This is a genomic window from Rhodococcus sp. NPDC076796 (genome assembly GCF_040702765.1).
GTDB lineage: Bacteria > Actinomycetota > Actinomycetes > Mycobacteriales > Mycobacteriaceae > Rhodococcoides.
In genome coordinates, this window is the sequence record NZ_JBFBMS010000005.1 from 60,465 (window position 1) to 82,721 (window position 22,257).

At 65.0% G+C, this 22,257-nt stretch carries 19 protein-coding genes and 1 pseudogene; 13 read left to right on the top strand and 7 right to left on the bottom strand.

Going from position 1 to position 22,257, the window contains the following annotated elements; genetic code table 11:
• The first annotated feature begins 149 nt into the window (after positions 1 to 149).
• Positions 150 to 2,300 carry an HNH endonuclease gene (locus AB0366_RS17305; protein ID WP_366244990.1) on the top strand — a complete coding sequence of 717 codons (2,151 nt, stop codon included), beginning with the start codon at positions 150 to 152 and terminating at the stop codon, positions 2,298 to 2,300.
• 4 nt (positions 2,301 to 2,304) lie between these two features.
• Here the strand turns inward: AB0366_RS17305 and AB0366_RS17310 are convergent, their stop codons facing one another.
• On the bottom strand, positions 2,305 to 2,580 hold the full coding sequence (locus AB0366_RS17310; RefSeq protein WP_366244991.1) for a hypothetical protein: 276 nt from the start codon (positions 2,578 to 2,580) through the stop codon (positions 2,305 to 2,307).
• Positions 2,581 to 3,003: 423 nt separating this feature from the next.
• Here AB0366_RS17310 and AB0366_RS17315 point away from each other — a divergent pair, with 423 nt between their 5' ends.
• The 6 genes and pseudogenes from AB0366_RS17315 (at position 3,004) to AB0366_RS17340 (ending at position 8,602) form a co-directional block, all read left to right on the top strand.
• Complete coding sequence (locus AB0366_RS17315; protein ID WP_183130526.1) at positions 3,004 to 3,555, top strand: biotin transporter BioY; 552 nt, start codon at positions 3,004 to 3,006, stop codon at positions 3,553 to 3,555.
• A complete protein-coding gene (locus AB0366_RS17320; RefSeq protein WP_366244992.1) occupies positions 3,552 to 4,679 on the top strand; it encodes an AMP-binding protein in 1,128 nt (375 codons plus the stop codon). Before AB0366_RS17315 ends, AB0366_RS17320 begins: the two co-directional genes overlap by 4 nt.
• A pseudogene (locus AB0366_RS17325) lies at positions 4,676 to 5,823 on the top strand (thiolase family protein). The gene AB0366_RS17320 and the pseudogene AB0366_RS17325 overlap by 4 nt, the downstream one beginning before the upstream one ends.
• A gap of 10 nt (positions 5,824 to 5,833) precedes the next feature.
• Positions 5,834 to 6,514, top strand: coding sequence for an ABC transporter ATP-binding protein (locus AB0366_RS17330; RefSeq protein ID WP_128645238.1), 681 nt, complete (start codon positions 5,834 to 5,836; stop codon positions 6,512 to 6,514).
• Entirely contained in the window at positions 6,511 to 7,149 is a 639-nt protein-coding gene (locus tag AB0366_RS17335; protein ID WP_366244993.1) for an energy-coupling factor transporter transmembrane protein EcfT, read from the top strand. The genes AB0366_RS17330 and AB0366_RS17335 overlap by 4 nt, the downstream gene beginning before the upstream one ends.
• Positions 7,121 to 8,602 carry an AMP-binding protein gene (locus AB0366_RS17340; RefSeq protein ID WP_366244994.1) on the top strand — a complete coding sequence of 494 codons (1,482 nt, stop codon included), beginning with the start codon at positions 7,121 to 7,123 and terminating at the stop codon, positions 8,600 to 8,602. Before AB0366_RS17335 ends, AB0366_RS17340 begins: the two co-directional genes overlap by 29 nt.
• Here AB0366_RS17340 and AB0366_RS17345 read toward each other — a convergent pair.
• From AB0366_RS17345 to aroQ, 5 genes are all read right to left on the bottom strand, one after another.
• On the bottom strand, positions 8,506 to 9,282 hold the full coding sequence (locus AB0366_RS17345; RefSeq protein WP_366245185.1) for an acyl-ACP thioesterase domain-containing protein: 777 nt from the start codon (positions 9,280 to 9,282) through the stop codon (positions 8,506 to 8,508). The genes AB0366_RS17340 and AB0366_RS17345 overlap by 97 nt on opposite strands.
• A 51-nt stretch (positions 9,283 to 9,333) precedes the next feature.
• The gene (locus tag AB0366_RS17350) at positions 9,334 to 10,866 is read right to left on the bottom strand and encodes an NlpC/P60 family protein (protein ID WP_366244995.1); all 1,533 of its coding nucleotides are present in this window, start codon (positions 10,864 to 10,866) and stop codon (positions 9,334 to 9,336) included.
• 119 nt (positions 10,867 to 10,985) lie between these two features.
• On the bottom strand, positions 10,986 to 11,573 hold the full coding sequence (locus AB0366_RS17355; protein ID WP_128645241.1) for a vitamin K epoxide reductase family protein: 588 nt from the start codon (positions 11,571 to 11,573) through the stop codon (positions 10,986 to 10,988).
• An 18-nt stretch (positions 11,574 to 11,591) separates the two neighbouring features.
• On the bottom strand, positions 11,592 to 12,344 hold the full coding sequence (locus AB0366_RS17360) for a thioredoxin domain-containing protein (RefSeq protein ID WP_366244996.1): 753 nt from the start codon (positions 12,342 to 12,344) through the stop codon (positions 11,592 to 11,594).
• 62 nt (positions 12,345 to 12,406) lie between these two features.
• Positions 12,407 to 12,841: a type II 3-dehydroquinate dehydratase gene (aroQ, locus tag AB0366_RS17365; protein WP_366244997.1), complete on the bottom strand. Its 435-nt coding sequence runs from the start codon at positions 12,839 to 12,841 to the stop codon at positions 12,407 to 12,409.
• A 105-nt stretch (positions 12,842 to 12,946) separates the two neighbouring features.
• Between aroQ and AB0366_RS17370 the strand changes: the two genes are divergently transcribed.
• From AB0366_RS17370 to AB0366_RS17380, 3 genes are all read left to right on the top strand, one after another.
• Positions 12,947 to 14,236: an MFS transporter gene (locus AB0366_RS17370; RefSeq protein ID WP_366244998.1), complete on the top strand. Its 1,290-nt coding sequence runs from the start codon at positions 12,947 to 12,949 to the stop codon at positions 14,234 to 14,236.
• Between the two features lie 106 nt (positions 14,237 to 14,342).
• The gene (locus AB0366_RS17375; RefSeq protein WP_366244999.1) at positions 14,343 to 16,037 is read left to right on the top strand and encodes an MDR family MFS transporter; all 1,695 of its coding nucleotides are present in this window, start codon (positions 14,343 to 14,345) and stop codon (positions 16,035 to 16,037) included.
• Positions 16,038 to 16,132: 95 nt separating this feature from the next.
• On the top strand, positions 16,133 to 16,849 hold the full coding sequence (locus AB0366_RS17380) for an alpha/beta hydrolase (RefSeq protein WP_366245000.1): 717 nt from the start codon (positions 16,133 to 16,135) through the stop codon (positions 16,847 to 16,849).
• On the opposite strand, the gene AB0366_RS17385 is transcribed toward AB0366_RS17380, so the two are convergent.
• The gene (locus tag AB0366_RS17385; RefSeq protein ID WP_366245001.1) at positions 16,803 to 17,540 is read right to left on the bottom strand and encodes a TetR/AcrR family transcriptional regulator C-terminal domain-containing protein; all 738 of its coding nucleotides are present in this window, start codon (positions 17,538 to 17,540) and stop codon (positions 16,803 to 16,805) included. The two genes, AB0366_RS17380 and AB0366_RS17385, sit on opposite strands and share 47 nt — an antisense overlap.
• Positions 17,541 to 17,930: 390 nt before the next feature.
• Here AB0366_RS17385 and AB0366_RS17390 point away from each other — a divergent pair, with 390 nt between their 5' ends.
• The 3 genes from AB0366_RS17390 to AB0366_RS17400 all read left to right on the top strand — a co-directional run bounded on the left by AB0366_RS17390 (position 17,931) and on the right by AB0366_RS17400 (position 22,205).
• The gene (locus tag AB0366_RS17390) at positions 17,931 to 19,337 is read left to right on the top strand and encodes an ice-binding family protein (RefSeq protein ID WP_366245002.1); all 1,407 of its coding nucleotides are present in this window, start codon (positions 17,931 to 17,933) and stop codon (positions 19,335 to 19,337) included.
• Between the two features lie 3 nt (positions 19,338 to 19,340).
• On the top strand, positions 19,341 to 20,021 hold the full coding sequence (locus AB0366_RS17395) for a class F sortase (protein ID WP_366245003.1): 681 nt from the start codon (positions 19,341 to 19,343) through the stop codon (positions 20,019 to 20,021).
• Positions 20,022 to 20,123: 102 nt separating this feature from the next.
• A complete protein-coding gene (locus AB0366_RS17400) occupies positions 20,124 to 22,205 on the top strand; it encodes a glycosyltransferase family 39 protein (RefSeq protein ID WP_366245004.1) in 2,082 nt (693 codons plus the stop codon).
• Positions 22,206 to 22,257: the final 52 nt, after the last annotated feature.

Genomic DNA, 22,257 nt, shown 5'->3' on the forward strand with positions numbered 1-22,257 from the left:
ATGCGGCGGATCTGAACCCGGCTCGAGGTACCGTCACCTGAGTCCTCGGTACGAAGACTGCCACGCCTGTTCGGCCCAACAACTGTTACCGCTGTACTGGTGCTGGGACATTGCATTTCTTGTCGTACCCCTCTCGTACTATCGAAATCATGTTCGATACCGGTGGGTGGGGGGTGGCGGAGACGCCACCGGTCGATGACTGCATTGCGGGGTTCCTCGACGTCATCGCGCTCAACCGTGTCAACGAGAACCTTGCTCGGGCGGCGACTGTGCTCGCGTACTGCGACGTGCTCGAGATGCGCCTCGAGGCAGCCGAAGCCGCCGGCGGAGATCCGGGCGAGACCGTTCGCGGTGCCCTGTGCGATCTGGCCGTGACGATGACCGGAACGCGTCGCGATGCGTCCGTTGTGCACGATGTCGCGGAGCGTCTACATCGAATGCCGTTGACGGCCTTGCGTTTCGTGACCGGCAGCTTCGACTGGTCGACAGTTGTCACGATCACCTCGGTGCTTCATCGCGCCAGTGACGAGGCGATTGCGGCAATCGAGTACGAGGTCTGTGCCGCGGGTGGCCGGATGCGTCCGCAGGCCTTGCGCAACCGGATCTGGCGACTGTGGATGAAGGCCGATCCGGTCGGTGCCGCAGCTGCCCGCGAGACCGCGAAGTCCGAGGAGGTCGGTGTGCGGATCGACCGCACCGGTCCGGGTGGGATCGCGTCGCTCATTGCGAAGATCACCGATCTCGAAGCAGCGGAAGCGGATGCCCTCATCGTCGAGATCGTCGGGACGGTCTGCAAGCGCGACCCACGATCGACAGGGACGCTTCGGGCAGCGGGTCTGATGGCGTTGCTGCACGGCGAGCATTCACTTGCATGCCAATGCGATCGCGGCGACGACTGCCCGGTGGCCGGCGCTGCCGACGATATTCCTCCTCGGCGCGGGCATCTCCTCCAGATCGTGGTGGCGGTGGAGACGCTGCTGGGGCTGTCCTCGGAGCCCGCGACCCTCGCCGACGGCACGCCCATCGACCCCGAAGTGGCGCGCATAGTCGCCACCGACGCGAAGTGGCAGGCGCTGCTGACCGAGCTGGTCGAGATGCTGAAGCCCGAACAGAGAAACACGGGCGAAGACGGATCGAATGTTGATGGCCCGGACGATGACGGCCGGGATAGCGGTGGCCCCGATGACGGCGGTCCAGACGATGATGGCCCTGATGACAGCGGTCCGGACGGTGGTGGTCCGGACGCTGGTGGCCCGGACGATGGCGGTCCGGACGAGGGTGGTCCGAACGGCGGTGGCAGCACGTGCAGCCCCGACGGTGGTGGCCCTCTCGACGGTGGTGGCAGCACGTGCGGCCCCGACGGACGGGCCCCGGAACGCCCCGATGGTGGTTCGGACTCCGGCCGCGGGCAGTCGAACGGTGATCCCGGCTCCGACCCCGGCCGTGCCGACTCCCGCAGTGGCGATGTGCCGGGTTCGGTGTCGGGTCCGTTCGGGCCGTTCTCGACGGCTCCGTCGCTGTTGCGTCGAGTCGTCGGCATGGGTCGGGTGCGCGGTGCCGCCGAGCTTCCGTCCGTGCGTCTCGTAGGTGCCCACTGCCTCCCACCTGCAGTCCCGGTACTGGGGGAGGAGTCTGTCCGCGACGGGCTCGTCGCACGGTGGCTTGCGTGGATCGCCGAACAGCCCGAGCGTGCTCGCGGCATCTTTCCCGACGGTCATGGCGGCGAGTCCGCTCCGTCGCAGGCGGCGGTGACGTATCGGCCAGGTGCCCGCGTCGTCGCGTTCGTTCGGGCTGCCTATCGCACGTGTACGTTCCCGAACTGCGACGTGCCGTCGGCCCGGTGCCAGATCGATCATCTGGTTCCGTTCGATCACGACGATCCCGAGCGCAGCGGCTGGACGATCGTGACCAATCTTCAGCCGGTGTGCGTGTTTCATCATCAGGCCAAGACCTCGGGGGCGTGGTCGGCGGTGATGCTCGCAGGCGGCGCGATTCTGTGGTCGAACTCCCTAGGTCTGCGCAAAGTCACGTTGCCGGAGTTGTGCATCGCGACTCCCCGCCTATCCCGCCGACGGCGAAGGGGCTCGTCCCGGCCAGGGGCGAGCCCGGTCGAACCCACCCGCTGGGAGCTCGAATTCAGCGGGTGTGCACCGCCGACTCTCGACGAATTCCGCTCTGCAGCAACAGATGTCGACCGAGGAAAGTTGGCGGAGAAGCGGCGGGCCTACCTCGAACACTGTCGCGTCGTCCATGCGCGCGTCCGATACGACCGCACCCGATACGACCCTCCGCCCTTCTGAACGATCAGCGGGGCAACATGTACGTGAACGCTGCTATTGCGGCTATGGCGACGAGACACCCCGAAACCTGGCGAGCGCCGTGCAGGTGGCGACGAGTAGCCAGGAGAAAACCAGAGACGGCGGCAGCACCGACCGCGACCGAGAATACGATATTGATGACTCGTGTCGATTCCATGTCGAATATCAGCCAGGACGTCACACCGAGCAGCACAACTGCAGCCGACGATACAAATACCGACAGCATCGCTGTGCGCTGTTCCGAATCGATGTTCGACGCCATGTTGTTCATGGTTTCTCCCGAGTGTTCAGCATTGAGTCCCGGCGTTGAGACTGACCCAGGGGTGACTTTGATTTCGCTTCATCGGCCGAGTAGTCGCTCGCTGACAGACTCGTTATTTCGCAAAGGTTACTAATGCGGATTTTGTCGGTCAAGACCGACTTGAGGGCCGATCTCGTCGGCGCAAAGAGCAGCTCTTCGATGGTGACTTTGCTCGCGAACCCAGCGGTTGTTCGCGCGGATTCTGTATCGCTGGGAGTTGCTTTTCCGCATTCGAGATCCCGCGCTGGTGTGGGCGGTGCCACCCACCTGCTACCTTGAACGCCGTTCAAGTCTCTGGGGCAGGTCACCGCCCCACTCCTCGAGGAGCCACCCGTGTCAGATGTCGACAGCAGTACTCGCCCGCCGAGCCGTAAGGTCAGCCGAATGAACGTCTCCGCCCGCGACATGGCGCAGATCGCGGTGTTCGCTGCACTCATCGCTGCTCTCGGCCTGCCGGGATCGATCACGGTCGGGTTCTCGGGCGTCCCCATCACCCTGCAGACTCTTGGCATCATCCTGTCCGGTGCCATCCTCGGACCCCGCAAGGGCACGGCCGCAGTCCTGGTGTTCCTCGCGCTGACGATGATCGGTCTGCCGCTGCTGGCCGGTGGACGCACCGGTCTCGCCGCCATGGCCGGGCCCACCGTCGGGTACCTCATCGGCTGGATACCGGCCGCGTTCCTGATCGGCCTACTCACTGCGCGCATCCTGCCTAAGTACTCGATCGTGCTCGGCCTGCTGATCAACGCGATCGGCGGAATCCTGGTTGTCTACGCATTCGGCATCATCGGACTCGTTCTGCGCACAGACGTCGGAGTCTTGGCCGCCGTCACGTCCAACGGACCCTTCCTGCCCGGTGACATCGCCAAAGTCGTCGTCGCCACCGTCGTCGCCAAGAGCGTCCACCGCGCGTACCCGGGCCTGATCAAGGCGTGACTCTGACGCTGGGAGGTCGAGGTCGCGACAACAGCACAGCTATCGCCTGGGCGGATCGCACCCTCACCTACGCCGACCTCGACGTCGCCGTCGAGCAGTGGCCTCACCTCCCGGTGCACGGGGCTCGATCACACGACGCATCAGCATTGGAGCTGCCGGACGCGTTGATCTGCGTTTTCGCGGCGGCAAGGCAGGGCAGCGCGGTGCGAGTCGAGGATCCGTCCACCAGACCGGAACGTGCCGAGCAACCGAGTCCCGACGCGTTCCTGCTGGTGGCGACCTCGGGCTCCACCGGCCGCCCGAAACCCCTCGCTCGCACTGCCGCGTCATGGGTCGACAGCTTCCCCGAGTTCACCGAGATCACCGGTCTTCGCCCCACCGATACCGTGCTCATCACCGGACCGCTGCACGCCACGATGCACCTGTTCGCCGCGGTGCACGCACTGTGGCTGGGGGCATGCGTCACCGACGATCCTGCCCAGGCCACTGCCGTTCATGCGGTGCCTGCGGTACTCCGTGACGTCCTCCGCCGGATGCCTCGCGCGCGGGTTGCCGTCGCAGCCGGTGCCGGCCTCGACGATGCTGCCGCGCAGGCGATCTCGGCGCAGCAAATCAGGCTGGTCGAGTACTACGGCTCGGCGGAGCTGTCGCTGGTGGCGGCAAGGGTTGTGGGTGAACACGCGTCATTGAGGCTGCTCCGAGACGTCGAAGCACGCACCGAGGACGGGTACCTGTTCGTCCGATCGCCGTACGCTGCACTCGGTGCGCGCGGCTGGTTCGGCGTCGGTGATCTGGCCGAACTGAACGGCTCCGAACTTCTCGTCCACGGCCGCGGGGATGCAGCGATCAACGTGGGCGGAACCACCGTGATCGCCGAGGACGTGGAGAACATCCTGACCGCACTCGACGGCGTCCGAGCTGCGGCAGCGATCGGCACGCCGCACGCGGTTCTCGGCGAAACGGTCTCTGCCGTCATCGAACTCGACGGAACCCGCGACCTCGACCTGGTTCGCGCCGACGCTCGCGCAGTAATGGCCAAGGAAGCACTGCCGCGACGCTGGACGGTGGTGCAGCAGTTGCCCCGCACCGCGAGCGGCAAGATCGCTCGGAGTGCCCTGCAATGACTATCCCTGCTGTGAATGTGCCTGCTGTGAATGCCCCCGTCATCGTTGCGGCGAAACGCACAGCAATCGGTATAGCGGGGCATGGCTTCGTCGATGTCACCGCCCCGAACCTTGCCGCACCGGTGCTGAAAGCTGTTGCAGCAGAAGTCAGCTCACTGGGCATCCCGATCGACGATTTGATCCTCGGCAACTGTCTCGGTCCCGGTGGCGACGTCGCACGTGTCTCGTCGCTGCTCGCGGGTCTCGGTGTCGGCGTTCCAGGAGTCACCGTCGATCGGCAGTGCGGATCCGGACTCGACGCCGTCATGCAGGCTGCGTCGCGCATCCGTAGCGGCGAGGAGACGCTGATCCTGGCCGGTGGCGTCGAATCTGCCAGCACCAGCCCGTGGCGATTCTGGCCGCCGGTCGACGGCCAAGATCCCGTCCGCTACACCCGAGCGCCGTTCGCACCGCACGGCTTCGAGGACCCGGACATGGGTGTGGCGGCGGACGACCTCGCGCGAATCCGCGGTATCGGGCGCGAACGCCAGGATGCTTACGCTGCACGGTCGTTCGCGCGAGCGGCGGCCTGCGACTTCTCGACCGAGATCGTCACTGTGAACGACGTCGCAACCGATGAGCGCATCCGCCCCAACATGACCGCCCAGCGGCTCGGCAGGCTGCGCCCCACCTTCACCTCCGCCGGCACGGTGACCGCGGGCAATTCGTGCGGAATTTCCGACGGCGCAGCAGTTCTGGCCATCACCACGGCCGAGCGGGCAGCCGGAATGCCGGCGTTGCGCATCCTCGGCAGTGCGGTCGCAGGGTCCGACCCCGCTCTTCCCGGGCTCGGTCCGGTGCCGGCGATCGAGAAGCTGCTCGCCCGCACCGGGGTGGGCCTCGAGGACATCGACACCGTCGAAATCACCGAGGCGTTCGCGTCGGTCGTGCTCGCGGTCTCGGATGAATTGGGCTCGACGAAAGCCGCATCTGTCCGGAGGGCGGAGCCATCGCCATGGGGCACCCGTGGGGAGCATCGGGCGCAATTCTGCTGGTACGGTTGGCCTCTCGAATGCTGCAACCCGGAGGCCCGGCACTGGGCCTGGCGGCCTGCGCCATCGGCGGCGGGCAAGGAATAGCGATGCTGGTGGAGCGAGCAACATGAGCGGGTGTTTATGAGCACGATCAAGTTCGAGAACATTTCGCACTCGTTCGGGGAACGGCAGGTGCTCCGCAGCATCGACCTCGAATTCGACGAGCGCCGCATCGGCATCATCGGATCCAACGGTTCGGGCAAGTCGACGCTCGCCCGGATGATCAACGGCCTGATCAAGCCCGATACCGGCCGCGTCACCGTCGACGGCGTCGACGCTGCGAAGAAGGGGGCGCAGGTTCGTAAGAAGGTCGGCTTCGTGTTCACCGATCCCGATTCGCAGATCGTGATGCCGACGGTCGCAGAGGATCTCGCGTTCTCCCTTCGTAGATCAGGGCTCAGCAAAAAAGAGGTGTCGGACCGCGTCGACGAAATCCTGGTCCGATTCCGTCTCGATCAGCACCGCGACCATCCGGCGCACCTGCTCTCGGGTGGACAGAAGCAACTGCTGGCGATCGGGGCCGTCCTCATCCGACGACCGGAGGTGGTCGTTGCGGACGAACCTACGACGCTGCTCGATCTGCGCAACGGACGCGTCGTCGCGCAGGCTCTCGATTCGATGAACCAGCAAGTCATCGTCGTGACACATCAACTTGCGCTGCTGGACAGCTTCGAGCGCGTCATCGTCATCGACGACGGCCGTATCGCGTTCGACGGCACCCCCGCTGCCGCGGTCCCGGCCTACCGGGAGCTGATCGGATGATCGGTCTCTACCGGCCCGGCACCTCGCTGCTGCACCGGATGAGCCCGGGATCGAAGCTGCTGGCGCTGATCTTCGCGATCCTGGCGACGGTGATCTTCGCGCGCACCCCCCTCGAAGTAGGTGTGGTGGCGCTGCTGGTGGCGGTCATGTTCGCGGTGGCCCGCATCCCGGCGAAAGTTGCACTGGCGCAACTACGTCCGGTGCTGTGGATGCTGCTGATCATCGGCGTGTTCCAGGTGATCATCACTACCTGGGAGCGCGCCGTGGTGGTGTGTGGGGTGCTGGTGATCTCCGTTGCTCTGGCAGCTCTGGTCACCCTCACCACCCGGGTGACCGACATGCTCGATACCGTCACCCGGGCACTCGGCCCCGTCCGACGCTTCGGCGTCGACCCGGATCGCATCGGACTACTCTTGGCCTTGGCCATTCGATGCATCCCGCTGCTCGCGTCCATCGTGCAGGAGGTGTCGCAGGCCCGTAAAGCACGCGGACTGCAATGGTCGATGACGGCTTTGGCAACCCCGGTCCTGGTGCGCGCCCTCCGTACCGCCGACGCGATGGGAGACGCGCTCGTGGCCCGCGGTGTGGATGACGACGGTGTAGACGATGAAGTTGAAAAAGACCATGACGAGTGAGCTTCTCGCCGCCCGGGTAGCGCGGCATTCCGACCGTCCCGAGGCAGCTGTCGTCGATGCGACCGGTGAGGTCACCTATCGCGAGTTCTGGAGCCGGGTGCAGCGCACGGCGACGGAGCTTTCTCACAGATCGGCAGGGAAGCGTCGCATCGCGGTACTGCCGACCTCGGATATCGGGTCCTTGGTGGTCGTCGTCGCGGCGATGCATGCCGGGGTGAGTGTCGTTCTGCTGCATCGACATCTGTTGGCTCACGAATTCGCCGACGTCATCGCGGTGTGTAAGCCCTCGCTGATTGCCGCGCATCCGCGTCAGCATGCGCGATTGCATGGTTGGGGTGCAGGCAACGTGTTCGCACCCGATGATCTTGCACTCGGGCCTACCGAAACCATTCCCGCGCCCGCACCGAATTCCGAGTTGCTCGTGGGCGTCACGTCCGGAACCACCGGACCGCCCAAGTTGTTCGTGCGCAATCAGGCGTCGTGGGCGGCGACGCTGGATCGCTCCGATGCCCTGCTCGATCTGGGTCGCGGCGATCGGGTGTCCGCACCCGGCACACTCGATCACACGCACTTTCTCTACGGCGCACTGCATGGGCTCACCCGCGGGGCGACGGTCGACCTACGAGAGCCGACAGCAGCTCTCGAAGATGCTGCGACCCATCTGTATTCGGTCCCGACCATCGCCTGGGACATCGCTCGATCGGGAGTGCGATCGACGAGTGTCCGTGAGGTGCTCTCGTCCGCGGCACGGTGGGCACAATCGGGTAGGGCCGCACTGGCAGCGGTGCTGCCCAATGCAGTGCTGACGCACTTCTACGGCGCGTCCGAGCTCAGTTTCGTCTCCTACGACCGAAGCGACAGCAACGGCACCGAGGTCAGCGGACAGCTGTTCGACGGGGTCGAGGTCGAGATCAGGGACGAGCTGCTGCACGTCCGCAGCGACATGCTGTTCGACGGCTATCTGAGCCGAGTGGGAGACCACACCACCCTGACGAACGGGCCGGACAAAAACGGGTGGATGACCGTCGGCGATCGCGGCAGTGTCGAAGACGGTCGACTGACCTTGCACGGCCGCGGCAGCGAGACGATCGTCCGGGCGGGTCTCACGGTGGAGTTGACTCCGATCGAGGCCGCCTTGCTCGCAGTTCCCGGTGTGCTCGAGGCCGGGGTGGTCGGGTTGTCCCACGACCGAACCGGCGAGGAGCCCGCGGCCGGAGTTGTTGTTGCGCAGAACGATCCGATATCCGTGGCTCGGATCCGCCGCCACCTACGCACCGTGCTGCCGGGCCCAAGCATGCCGGTGGTGCTCGCCATCCTGGACAGCCTGCCGCGTACGCCGCGCGGCAAGCTCGACCGTCAGGCTCTGGCGGCAACCTTGGCGACGGTGCGCACCGTTGGCTCGCCCGATGCTCCGGTGACGACGAACCAGACGGTGAGCGCCCCGCCGTCGTAGCGGTGGCGCAGAGTGACACGTTCGTTGGCCAGCACCGGGGTCAGATATTCGATGACGGCGCGGTGCGGCGCCGCGGCCAGCTCGGGCACGTCCACCAGCAACTCCTCGATCGCGTGCCAGTAGGCAGCGTTGTTGAGGTGGTTGAACGGATCGATATCGGTTGCGCGCAAAGGGAAGTGCAGATCGGTGGGCGATTCGGCCGGCACCGGCTCGGTCAGCCATGCCTTCCACCGCAACCGGTGTTGATCGGTGGTTCGGGCCAGCATTTCCAGTGCGCCGTCGCTGATGCGGGTCGGCATTCCGGTGTCCTTGCTGATGTTGATCCAGAAGCCCTCGGTCTCGATGCGCCCACCCTTCGGTGTCGTCAGTGCCACGCGCATGTTCGACCACCGCGTCGACATCGACGAACACCAACGCCGCATGTGCACTCGGTCCGGGAAATGGATCGGCTCGAAGACGTCGATGACGGTGCGCCGCACGATCCACATGGGATCCGTCTTGCCCAGGGGAGTGGCGTCGAGGTTGTCGGTACCTATGTCCTGCAGGTAGCGGGCAACGCCGTCGAACCTCAGTCGGTTGTTCGGATCGATGTCGCCCGTCCGCACCGGCCAGTTGGTCTCGAAGCCTTCACCGGGCGGCGGCTCCGGTGCCAGTTCGTCGTCGAAGCCGGCCGGTTCCACGCGTGCATTGGTCACGACCGCACTGTACGCGGACAGGCCGAGTGTGCACCGCTAGACGATGTGACGGGCGCGCATTCCGTCGAACACCGGTGCTACTCGCACGACGTCGCCGCGTTGGGGTGCATGCACCATCTGCCCGTTGCCCATGTAGATCGACACGTGACCCGGCCCGGCCGGTCCGAAGTTGCCGAACAGCAGATCGCCCGGTTGCGCGAGCTCCATCGGGATCTCGGTGCCCACGTTCCACTGAGTTTCCGAGGTGCGGGGCAGTGTCACCTTTCCGCCCGAGGCCTTGTAGAGGGCGTACGACGTCAGGCCCGAGCAGTCGAATCCGCCACCGGACGGTCCGTTGATGTTTCCGCCGCCCCAGACATACGGCAGTCCCAGGTAGTCCATCGCCAACTGCACCGATCGGCCGCCGATTCCGGTGAGGTCGAGTCCGGCGAACGGGGTGAGGATGGCCGCGAACTGCGCTTCGGTCGCCCGGATGCGAGAGACGTACGGCTTGGTCTGCGTCTCGTAATCAAATGTGCCCGAGGGCATTCCGCCCGACCGCAGTACCGCTCCCGCGCCTGCGTTGTATCCGGCCAGGGTCAGATCCAAGGTGTCACCGGACACCCTGCCTTCCCGCTTCCAACCGTCGACCTGTCCGTAGATATCGCACAGCAGGGTGCCCGACGCCATCACCGAATCACCGATGCTGTTGACGTCGATGACGCCGTTGCCGTCGTAGTCCTTGCCGTACGTCGCCCAGGTGCCGGGCATGAACTGCCCCGGACCTTGCGCGCCGGTGCTCGAGACCGGAGCAGTGGGGCCGTGTCGAAAGCCGTTCTCGGCGGCATACAGTGCCGCGATCGTCGTCGCCTTGACGCCGCCGCAGATGTTGCCTGCCTTCTGCAGCCACGGCACGAAGGCGGTGATGGCTCCCACTGCACCCAAAGCAATCGGGCCCACATTGATGCCGGTGAACGTCGCGGGTTGGCCCGGAAACAGTGCACGCCTGATGGCCTCGGCCGACGCCATGAATGCCGTCTGGGTGGCGATATCGGCAGCGGTGTAGGTGCGGCCGGCAAATTGAACGGCACCGGCACCGAGTGCGGCCGCAGTGGTGGACACCGCACTCGACGAGAACACACTGAACGGCAATGGCGCCGAGGGGGAACCGGTAGCAGCTGCGATGGGGAGGGCGGCCAGTGCACCTTCCGGCGCGGTCGGCACCGCTGCCCCGGTGGCGGCTGGTTCTGTGTCGGCTGGTTCTGTGCCGGCGGCTTCTGTGTCGACTGCTTCGATGTCTTCCACCGTCGGCAGGTCGGGGAGCATCGGTTCGGCGGCGGTGTGCAGGCCCTCGGCGGCGTCGGAGAGGGTGCGGTCGGCGATGTCGGCGGCAGGTTCGGGCAGAGTGCCCAGGAGTTCGGTCCACTGATCGCTCATCGTCGTCGCCTGATCTTCGGCGTTGGCGGCAATCTCTGCCGCCTGATCCTGCACCGCCTGATCCGGAATCGGAGCCGGGGCGTCCGTTCCGGCGACAACACCGGCGGCGGACACGATGACGGCAACGATGACTGCGAATGGATCGCCTGCCATGTATCGACTCCTGCTACTCGAACGATCTTCCCCGAGCCAGTAGCTGTGATCAGGCTCACTCGGGTGCTGCACCCATCATGCACGGTGCAGACGTTCGACTCATGAGTTTTGCGAAACTGTCAGAACAGGGATGCCCAGTAGTCCGAGAAGCGGATTCCGATGAGCGCGACGACGATTGCGTACCACACCGCGAGCAGCGTCCAGCGCCATTCGAGGAAGAGACGGCCGACGGTGCCGCCGTTGTTCGGGCCGGAGCCGACCAATCGGCTCAGGGCCAGCACGAACAACGGCATCGTCACCGCCCACACCACCATGCAGTAGGGGCACAGGGCGTTGATCTCGTACAGGCTCTCGAAGATCAGCCAGTGCACGAATACTTCGCCGAGCAGCAGGCCAGCGCTCAGTCCGAGCCAGAACCAGTGCGGCAGTTCGACGCGGCCGAGCCACAGCACCCCGGCGACGAGCGCAACCGAGAACGCGACGATGCCGAGGATGGGGTTCGGAAAGCCGAACAGCGCCGCCTGTTTCGTCACCATCACCGACCCACACGAGAGCACCGGATTGAGGCTGCACGACGGGACGTACGACGCGTCCTCGAGCAGTTTGAATCGCTCGATCGTCAGCGTCAGCGCAGCGAGTAACCCGAGAGCGCTGAACAGGGTGAAGACAGCTGGGCCGACAACTGCAGCGCCTGCTCGGGTTCGCATGGTTCGGTTACCAGTTGCTCAGTTACCGGCTGCGGCGGCGAGGATGTTCTCGGGCGTCGGGTTGGCGATGTCGGTGCCGTTGACCCGGACGTTCGGTGTTCCGTTGATGCCTTCGCCGAGGACCGACTGTGTCTGGGTGGTGACCCAATCGGTGTAGCTGCCGTCGGTGATGCACGACGCGACGGCGGGGGAGTCGGCACCTGCAGCGGCGGCGATCGCGACGAGCTCGTCGTCGGTCAGTCCGGTACCGCCCTCGGACGGCTGCTGCTCGAACATGGCGGTGTGCCAGTTCATCCAGTTGTCGCGGTCGTTCTCGGCGACGCAGACAGCAGCGCTCGCGGCGCGCGTCGAGTACATGGTTCCGTTCGAGAACCGGTCGAGAATGGAGATGGGGCGATAGTCGACGGCGACATTGCCTGCGTCGGCCAGCTGCTGCAACGTCGATCCGCTGATGGACTCGAAGTTCTTGCACGCCGGGCACTGGAAGTCCTCGACGACGCTGATGACGGTGGTGGCGTCGGGGTTGCCGAAGCGGATAGCACCGTCGTCCGTCAACGAGCTGGGGGTGAGCTGGGCTCCGGTCGACGCGCCGGAGCCTGCGGCGGGAGATGCATCCCCCGACGTCGAATCCTTGTTGACGATGAACAGTGCGATTGCAGCCACGAGCGCGATCAGAACGACTGCGACGACGATCTGGATCAGAGTCCGACGATTCTTGTCGCCGTTCTGCATGGCCTTGATGTCTTTGGAGACGTTCTTGCTCGTGTTCACGCGGCCAGTCTAGGCAGTCGATCCTGAGCGCCGGATGAGAGCTGTGTCAGACCAGAGCAGTGTCAGATGAGAGAAGCCAGTCGTTGGATGGCGAATCGGTATCCGTCGATCCCGAGTCCGGCGATGACGCCGCTGGCGATGGGGGAGACGAAGGAGTGATGCCGAAACTCCTCGCGGGCGTGCACGTTGGAAATGTGCACCTCGATGATCGGCACCTCCGGGATGACGAGTGCGTCGCGCAGTGCCACGGACGTATGCGTCAACCCGCCCGGATTGATGACGATGCCCGACGCCACCCCGCGGGCCGCGTGAATCCAGTCGATGAGCTGGCCCTCGTGGTTGGACTGCTCGGCCCGGACGGTGAGTCCGTGCTCGGCGGCGGTCTTCTCGCACAGGGTGACGACGTCGGCGAGAGTGGCGTGGCCGTACACCTCGGGCTGCCTGGTTCCGAGCATGTTCAGATTCGGACCGTTGAGCACCAACAGCTGCTTGGCCACGACATCACTCCTTGTCCTGCTTCGACTACTGCCTGCTTCGACTACTGCCTGCTTCGGGTACTACCGGCTCCGACTATTCCACAACGTGGTTGACACAATCGTCCGGTGAGTACTGGCAAGACAGTCTGGGTGGTGTGGGGCGTCGGTGTCTTCGCCTACATCGTCGGAGTGCTGCACCGGACGTCCTTCGGCGTCGCAGGCCTGAGTGCGGCCGATAGGTTCTCGGTGTCGCCGTCCCTGCTGTCGTCGTTCGTGGTGCTGCAGGTGATCGTGTACGCGGGAATGCAGATCCCGGCCGGGGTACTGCTGGATCGCATCGGTTCACGGAAGATGATCGCCGCGGGCGCGCTGATCATGGCGTCGGCTCAGATCACGCTGGCGCTCACGGAATCGCTCCCCATCGCGGTGGCTGCGCGGGCGTTCGTGGGTGTCGGTGATGCGCTCACGTTCATCTCGGTGCTGCGGTTGGTGCCGCGCTGGTTCTCGCCGCGACGAGTGCCGATCGTCTCGCAGCTGACCGGTCTGCTCGGCCAGCTCGGCCAGGTGCTCTCCGCGGTCCCGTTCTTGATTCTGTTGAACGGACCCGGCTGGACGTTCGCGTTCGGCAGCGCAGCGGCACTCGGGCTCCTTGCCCTCGTGCTGGTTCTCGCGCTCGTCAGGGATCGCCCCGACGACGGTGCAGCCCCCGTGTTCGAGCCGACGACGCTGCGACAGACCCTCGCCTCCATCGCCGAGGTGTGGCGTCGGCCCGGCACCCGGCTCGGCTTCTTCTCGCACATGGGCACCCAGTTCTCGATCACGGTCTTCGCCTTGCTGTGGGGTGTGCCGTATCTGACGTCGGCGCAGGGCCTGTCGGCATCGACGGCCGGAGCGTTGCTGACGATGTCGGTGCTGGCCGCGGTGGCGTCGGGCATCGTGGTGGGTCTTCTCACCGGGCGCTACCCGATGCGTCGGTCGTGGCTGGTACTGGCGATCATGATCAGCAACGCGACGATGTGGGCGATCGTGTTGGCGCTACCAGGACCCGCGCCGCTGTGGTTGCTGGTGCTGCTCGTCGTGGTGATCTCGGTGGGTGGTCCGGGATCGGTGATCGGGTTCGATTACGCCCGCACGTTCAATCCGAGCGCCAATCTGGGGACGGCGCAGGGGATGGTGAATATCGGCGGCTTCCTGGCTTCGCTGTTGGTGATCGCGGCGATCGGATGGATTCTCGACGCGATGGGCGGCTACACGTTCGACGGTTTCCGGGTGGCGTTGCTCGCGCAGTTCCCGGTGTGGATCATCGCGATCACCGGGGTTCTGTTGACGCGGCGCAAGACTCGGCGGGTGCTCGCTGCCGAGGGCATTCACCCGCACACGATGCGTGAGGTGCGAGACCGGATGAGGCGTAAGTAGACCACCTGCCTTAATTCGTTGCACAGACGGCGTTCTGCGCGCATGCTGGTGTCCCGAATATCGTTGTAGGACACAAGTAAATGCTATGTAAAGGTGAATCCAAGAGATGGTTACCGAGCCTGAAGTGAAGCCCGCGAGCGGCGAGTATTCGCATCGCGAGATCATGACGATCCTGTCGGGCCTGATGATGGGAATGTTCCTCGCGGCCCTCGACCAGACCATCGTCTCGACGTCCGTCCGGACCATCGCCGACGACCTCAACGGGTTCTCGGTCCTGGCCTGGGTGACGACGGCCTACCTCATCACCTCGACGGTCTCGACCCCGTTGTACGGCAAGCTGTCCGACCTCTACGGGCGCAAGCCGTTCTTCATGACGGCCATCTCGATCTTCGTCGTCGGATCGATGCTGTGCGGCATCGCGACGTCGATGTACGAGCTCGCCGCCTTCCGTGCCGTCCAAGGCCTCGGTGCAGGTGGTCTGATGTCGATGGCGCTGGCGATCATCGGCGATATCGTCCCGCCGCGCGAACGTGCCAAGTACCAGGGCTACTTCCTGGCCGTGTTCGGAACGTCGAGCGTGCTCGGGCCGGTCATCGGTGGACTGCTCGCCGGGCAGTCGTCGATCCTCGGAATCACCGGCTGGCGCTGGGTCTTCTACATCAACGTCCCGCTGGGCATCATCGCACTCGTGGTGGTGTGGCGAGTACTGAACCTGCCGGTGTATCGCCGCGAGGCGCGCGTCGACTGGTGGGGCGCAGTACTTCTCAGCGTCGGCCTCGTGCCGCTGCTCATCATCGCCGAGCAGGGACGTGTGTGGGGATGGAGCTCGCCGCGGGCCCTGCTGTGCTTCGGAATCGGCATCGTCGGAGTCATCGCGTTCGTGCTCGCCGAGATCAAGATGGGCGACGACGCCCTGATCCCCATGCGATTCTTCCGAAACCCGTTGTTCTCGTTGTGTATTGCTGTCAGCGTCATCGCCGGCGCGGCCATGTTCGGTGGCATCTCGCTGCTGCCTCAGTACCTGCAGGTGGTCAAGGGATCCTCGCCGACGCTGGCCGGCTACCAGACCTTGCCCCTCGTCGGTGCCCTGATGATTGCGTCGATCGTCTCGGGTCGGATGATCTCGAAGACGGGGCGCTACAAGATCTTTCCGATCGTCGGTACGGCACTGATGGCCATCGCGATGTTCGTCTTCCACTACGTGCACGCCGACACCCCGCTGTGGCAGACGATGGTCGTCATGGGCGTGTTCGGCCTCGGTCTCGGTTCGATGATGCAGCCGCTGACCCTGGCCATCCAGAATGCGATGCCGCCCAAGGACATGGGTGTATCCACCTCTGCCGCAACGTTCTTCCGGCAGATCGGTGCGACAGTGGGTGTTGCCGTCTTCCTGTCGATGCTGTTCACCCAGCTGACCCCTAAGACGGGTGACGCGTTGGTTGCCGCGAGTTCGACCCCGGCGTTCCAGCAGGCGGTGCAGAGCGCCGCAACCAGTTCCGATCCTCTGCAGTCCGGTTTCGCGCAGGCGATCGCCTCGGGTGATGCCTCCGTCGCCGGCAGTGCACTGGAGGACAGTTCGTTCATTCAGAAGCTCGAACCCGCTCTCGCCGAACCGTTCCGCATCGGCTTCTCCGACGCCATGGACTACGTGTTCCTGGCCGTGTCGATCCTGATGCTCCTCGGATTCGTGCTGGTGCTCTTTTTGAAAGAAGTGCCGCTGCGGACGATGTCGGGCTTGGCTGCGGCGCAGCAAGAGCGTGACGAAGAGCGAGCGAACGAGGCGGGGCTCGGTCTGGTCTGATCGCTGCCCTCCGGTGAGTTTCGGGCGACGCGCAGGTCTGCACAGGTAGCCGGGCGAGGCCGCCGCTGGTGGATCCGGGTGCGTATGGGAGTTTCATGACAGAGCGCTGGGTACAGCTGGGGCCGGTGCAGACCTGGTACGCAGAGGTCGGCGACGGGGAGCCGGTGGTGTTTCTGCACCCCGGTGGTGTCGACGCGCGGGCGCTCGACGTCACCGTCGCCGGCCTGGCGTCGACGATGCGGGTGTACACCCCCGAGCGTCGGGGCCACGGCCGAACCCCCGATGTCGAGGGGCCCGGACTGTCGACGGCATTGACCTTTGCGGACATGGCCACCGACACCATCGCCTTCATCGAGCAGGTCGTCGGAGGACCCACGAAACTGGCGGGGTGCAGTGACGGCGGCGTGGTGGCCCTGTTGGTCGCGCTGCAACGACCGGATCTGGTGGAGCGCCTCGCCTGCGTCGCGAGCGTGTTCCACCGTGACGGCTGGGGCGGTGGAATGTCCGGCCAGACCGAGCGAAGCGATTTCGTGCGCAGGCTCGACGACATGCACAGCACCGATCCGGCCCTGACGCCCGAGATGCTGGCCGAGCTGTCGGTCCGCACGCTGGTGATGATCGGCGACGACGACGAGGTGAGCATCGAGCACGCCACCGAGTTCTATCGCGGCGCGCCGGTCGCCGAACTCTCGATCGTGCCGGGCACTTCCCATGGGCTCTTGGTCGAGAAGCCTGCGCTGTGCAACGCGATCCTGCTGGACTTCCTCACTCGAGACTCAGTGCAGACTTTCGCGCCGATTCGGCGGGCGTGACAGCCTCGGCCGGCACAACGGTGCGCACGAGACCTGCGAACAGGACGTCCAGACCACGCTCGAGTTCGTGGGCACCGTCGTACGCGGTGATGAGCGGCGGCAGAGTGGACAGCAACGGAAATTCGTCCACGGGTAGTCGGCGCAACGCCAGGCTGAGGCGGTCGCCGGTCTCGTCGGGGTTCTCGGGCATTTCCTGAGTCTCGCTCAGCAGGTGACCGCGGAGGAAGGACTTGAGCAGCCGATAGGTCGACAACGCTTCGGGTGCGGTGAATCCTGCGTTGATCAGCAACGCCAGCACGCTTTCGAGTGACCTCAAAGACCTCGTGGTGCCCAGTCCGAGCGGCGTTCGATGAGGGCGGGTGGACAGCAGAATTACCGCGTGCGGATGCTCGAGGGCGAGACAGCGATAGTGCCGAGCGAACATTCGTAGCTGTCCCTGCCAATCGGCATCGGTCACATCGACCGTCAGGAGCGGACTGAGTATCGAATCGGCGATGGCGTCGAGTAGTGCCTCCTTGGTCGGAAGGTACCGGTACACGGTCATCGGATCGCGATCGATCGACGCCGCGAGGCTCCGGATCGACAGGCTGTCGAGGCCGGTGCGATCGACGATGCACAGCGCCGCCGATACCACGTACTCGCGGTCGATCTTGCCCCTGGAGTGTGGGCCGAATCGGTCTGTTGTGGACATCGGCTGGCACCCCTTTCGTAAAGCAGTAAACCGACCGGTAAGTAGCCCCAAACAAACTTGTTGTTCGGCAACACTTTTCGCTTGACTCGGGATGCTACACGTGGTGTGCTGTAGTTCTACACCGTAGAGATACGGGGAAACTCATAGTTGCGGAGTGGGCATGAGCCTCCGCTGAACTCTCACTTTGTCGCCCTGCTGAAGCCAATCGGCCGGTGACATCTCCGCGGTACACCGCGATACCTCGACGCCCCTGACGTTTGTCAGTGATTTCGTCGAACGTCGCGGAAAACACTTGCAACGCAATCGGACTCGTCGGGGGACCGATTGCGTGAACTACGAAGTCGGGCAACATGTCTGCTTCGCCCCCACCAGCAGAACGGTATGCAATCCATGCCCGCAACAGAGCACAGCCGCACGTCGACCCCCATCAGGCGTAGAGGCAGAACCCTCGTTCCACTCGCCGGTTCGGTCGCGTTGGCCACCAGCGCACTCATGCTGATCACTGCATCTCCTGCCGTTGCTCAGCCCACCACCGTGGGCCTCGGAACCGCAGGAACTTTCGCCGTACTGGCTGGGTCCACGGTCACCAACACCGGCACGTCGACCATCAGCGGTGATGTCGGTGTCAGCCCAGGTGAAGGTGAGCCCCCCAGCGTCACCGGATTTCCACCCGGCTTGGTCACCGGCGGAGTGATCCACGACCGCGATACCGTTGCTGCACAAGCACAATCAGATCTCACCGTCGGCTACAACGATGCGGCCGGCCGAACCGGCCCGGCCGACGTCGGAGTGGAGCTCGGCGGGCAGACTCTTCTCGCCGGACTGTACGGAGGATCGGGCACTCTCGGCCTGACCGGAAGGCTGACACTGGACGCCCAGGGGAACTCGGATGCCGTGTTCATCTTCCAGGCGGCGTCGACCCTGATCACAGCCTCCGAGAGCGAGGTATTGCTCACCAACGGGGCCAACCCGTGCAACGTGTTCTGGCAGATCGGTAGCTCCGCGACGTTGGGGACCGACACCGAGTTCGTCGGCACCGTCATGGCGCTGGAGTCCATCACCGCCACCACCGGCGCCACCGTCGACGGACGCTTGCTTGCCCGGAACGGTGCCGTGACTCTGGACTCGAACAGGATCACCCGACCGAACTGTGAAACCGTCATTCCTCCGACGACCACAACACCCCCGATCACCACGACACCCCCGGTGACCACGACACCCCCGGTGACCACGACACCCCCGGTGACCACGACACCCCCGGTGACCACTACGCCTCCGGTGACCACTACCCCTCCGGTCACCACGACGCCCCCCGGTGACGGTGGCGGTACACCGGGTACCCCGGGTGACGGTGGCGGTACGCCGCCGATCGTCATCGAAGTACCCCCGATCATCCCGGGTGTGCCGCCGGTGATCACGATCCCGCCGATCCCGGGTCTCCCGACGCCTGAACTGCCGAACACCCCGGGTGTCCCCAACGTGCCGGAACAGCCGAACACACCGAACACCCCCAACACACCGAACACTCCCAACACGCCTAACACTCCCAACACGCCTAACACGCCTGATCAGCCCAACACCCCGAACCAGCCGAACACACCGGGTGGCCCGGATCAGCCGGGCACGTACAACCCGGGTGGTCAGATCACCCAGATTCCGAACGGTGGCGTCGATACCGGTGATGGCAGCACTGTGTCATCCTCTGACGCAACCTCGTTCGTTCCGATGTGGACTCTGCTGGCTGTGCTTGCGGTCGGTGCAGTCTCTGCCTTGACTCTGACTCGCCGTCGGAACTGATCGGTGAGACCTACCGTCGAGGTATCGGTACCTCTGGCTGAATCCGCCCGCACCACGACCCGTCCTCGGGCCGTGGTGCGGGCGGTGGCAGCGGCCTGCTTCATGCTGCTGTTTCTGGTTGCAGGCTGCGCAACGCCCTCGGATGCCGGCCCCTCGCAGGACGATTCGAAGTCCTCGTCTTCTTCTGCTCCTGCCGACGTCGCCCCGACGGACGACGTTGCAGCCCAATCGTCGTCGGCTCCCGGGTCACCACCTGCGCGCCTCGAGATCGGTGCGATCGGTGTGGACTCCGATGTGATGGGTCTGGGTCTGCGTCCGGACGGCTCGATGGAAGTTCCCGCAGGCGGTTTCCCCGCCGGTTGGTACACCGGGTCGCCGGTTCCGGGGCAACTGGGACCGTCGATCGTTGCGGGGCATGTGGATTGGGGCGGCAGCCCCGGTGTCTTCTACCGGCTCCGTGATCTCGAACAGGGCGACGATGTCACCGTCGTCAGCCAGGACGGCACCACGGTCCGATTCGTCGTCAGCGCGGTGGAGCAGTATCCGAAGGATGCGTTCCCCACCGACAAGGTCTACGGAGACATCGACCACCCCGGCTTGCGCTTGATCACCTGTGGCGGCCAATTCGACTCGGACATCTCGAGTTACGACGACAACATCGTCGTGTACGCCGATCGCGTCTGAGCGAGCTCTTTCGCTCACAGCAAGTTCGCAGGCTGCTCCCAGCCCGGCCGACGGTCCATCGCACATTCTCGTAGTCGACAACTTCGACGAACAGGATCTGCGATGACTGCCCAACTCGACCGACCGGCCGCGATGCCTCCGTCGCACGCCCGCCAGCCGTCCTGGCAGGACAGGTGGTGGTATCGACGCCGGCACCTGCTCGGGCTGCTGGTTCTGCTCGCGGCCACAGCGACGCTGTACCTGTGGAACCTGACGGCCAGTGGCTACGCGAACACGTTCTACGCCGCTGCGGTGCAGGCAGGAACCAAGGACTGGACGGCGTGGTTCTTCGGATCGCTCGATTCCGAGAACTTCATCACCGTGGACAAACCGCCCGCAGCACTGTGGGTAATGGGGCTGTCGGCCCGACTCTTCGGGTTCTCCAGCTTCAGCTTGCTTCTTCCCCAGGCGCTGATGGGTGTCGCCGCCGTGGCGACGGTGTATGCCGCGGTCAAGCGCGTCGCGAACCCCACGGCCGGTTTGCTCGCCGGCTTCGCCCTGGCGTCGGTTCCGGCGGCGGCGTTGATGTTCGACTTCGACAATCCCGACGCGCTGCTGGTTCTCCTCATGACGCTCGGCGGCTACTTCGTCGTGCGGTCTCTGCAGACACCAGCCGGGCGACGTGCCGCGATGTGGCTCGCGTTGGCCGGTGTGGCGCTGGGATTCGCGTTCCTCACCAAGATGTTGCAGGGACTTCTGGTGCTGCCGGCGTTCGGTCTCACGTATCTCGTTGCGGGACAGGCACAGTTACGGGCCCGGTTGTTGCATCTCATCGGCGCGTTTGCGGCGCTGATCGTCGCTGCGGGATGGTGGGTGTTGACGGTTCAGCTGTGGCCGGAGAGTGCCCGACCGTACATCGGCGGATCCACCGACAACACCGTCATGGATCTGGTGCTCGGGTACAACGGCCTCGGTCGCATTTTCGGCAATACCGGTGGTGGTGGGATGGAGGCTCCGGCCGGAATGAGGGCCGGGGCTGCCGGATCGAGCTTCGGTGGGTCGACCGGACTGGACCGGCTGTTCGGCAGTGAGATGGGAATACAGATCTCCTGGCTCATCCCGGCGGCCTTGGTGGCGCTGGTGTTCGGGTTGATCGCTCGTGGCCGAGCACCACGGACCGACCTGCTGCGCGCATCCCTGATTCTGTGGGGCGGTTGGTTTCTGGTGACTGCGCTGATCTTCAGCTACATGTCCGGAACCATCCACCCGTACTACACCGTCGCGTTGGCTCCGGCTCTCGCGGGCATGATCGGAACCGGCGGCTACGCGCTGTGGCTCCGACGCGAATCGGTTTGGGGCAGAGCTGGTATGGCGTCGGTGATGATCGCGGCCGGAATCTGGAGTTGGGTGCTGTTGCAGCGCAACGCGGACTGGCTGCCGGCGTTGAAATGGATCCTGTTGGTGGGAACCGTCGTCGCTGCCGTCATGATCCTGATTGCCGGGCGCTACACGAAGCTCACAGCGGCAGCACTGATTCTCGGTGCCGTGGCCGGTCTTGGCGGCGGGGCGTCGTACGCCATCGCTACGACTACCAACGCGCACAGCGGATCCATCCCCACCGCAGGCCCGACCGGTGCAGTCACCGACGGCGGGATGGGTGGCATGGGTGGTGGAATGCCGCCCGGTGGAATGCCGAACGGTGGAATGCTGAACGGTGGAATGCCGGACGGTGCTGCGGTCCCGGACGGTGCTGCGGCTGCGGCGGAACTGCCGGCTGGATTCGGCAGCGGTGACGGCGGTACGGGCGACACGGACGGTATGCCCAGCATGGGTGGCGGTATGGGCGGTGAGTCCAACGAGGAGTTGTCGGCTCTGCTCGAGTCCACGACGACGAAATGGTCTGCTGCGGTGAACGGTTCCATGTCGGCTGCGGGGTACGAGTTGTCGTCCGATACTGCGGTCATGGCAATCGGCGGTTGGAGCGGTGATCCTGCGCCGTCGCTCGACGAGTTCATCGAGTACGTCTCCAACCATGAAGTGACGTACTACGTGTCCGGTGGGATGGGTGGCGGTATGGCTCGCGGGGGAATGGGCGGCGACTCGGAGAGTACGTCCTCGCAGATCCAGGAATGGGTCGAGGCGAACTTCACGGCCACCACGGTCGGCGGCGCGACGGTGTACGACCTGAGTACCTACGCAGGCTGACGCCCGCGAATCTGACAGGCACAGTTGTTCCGCCGCAGACACATTCGACTGC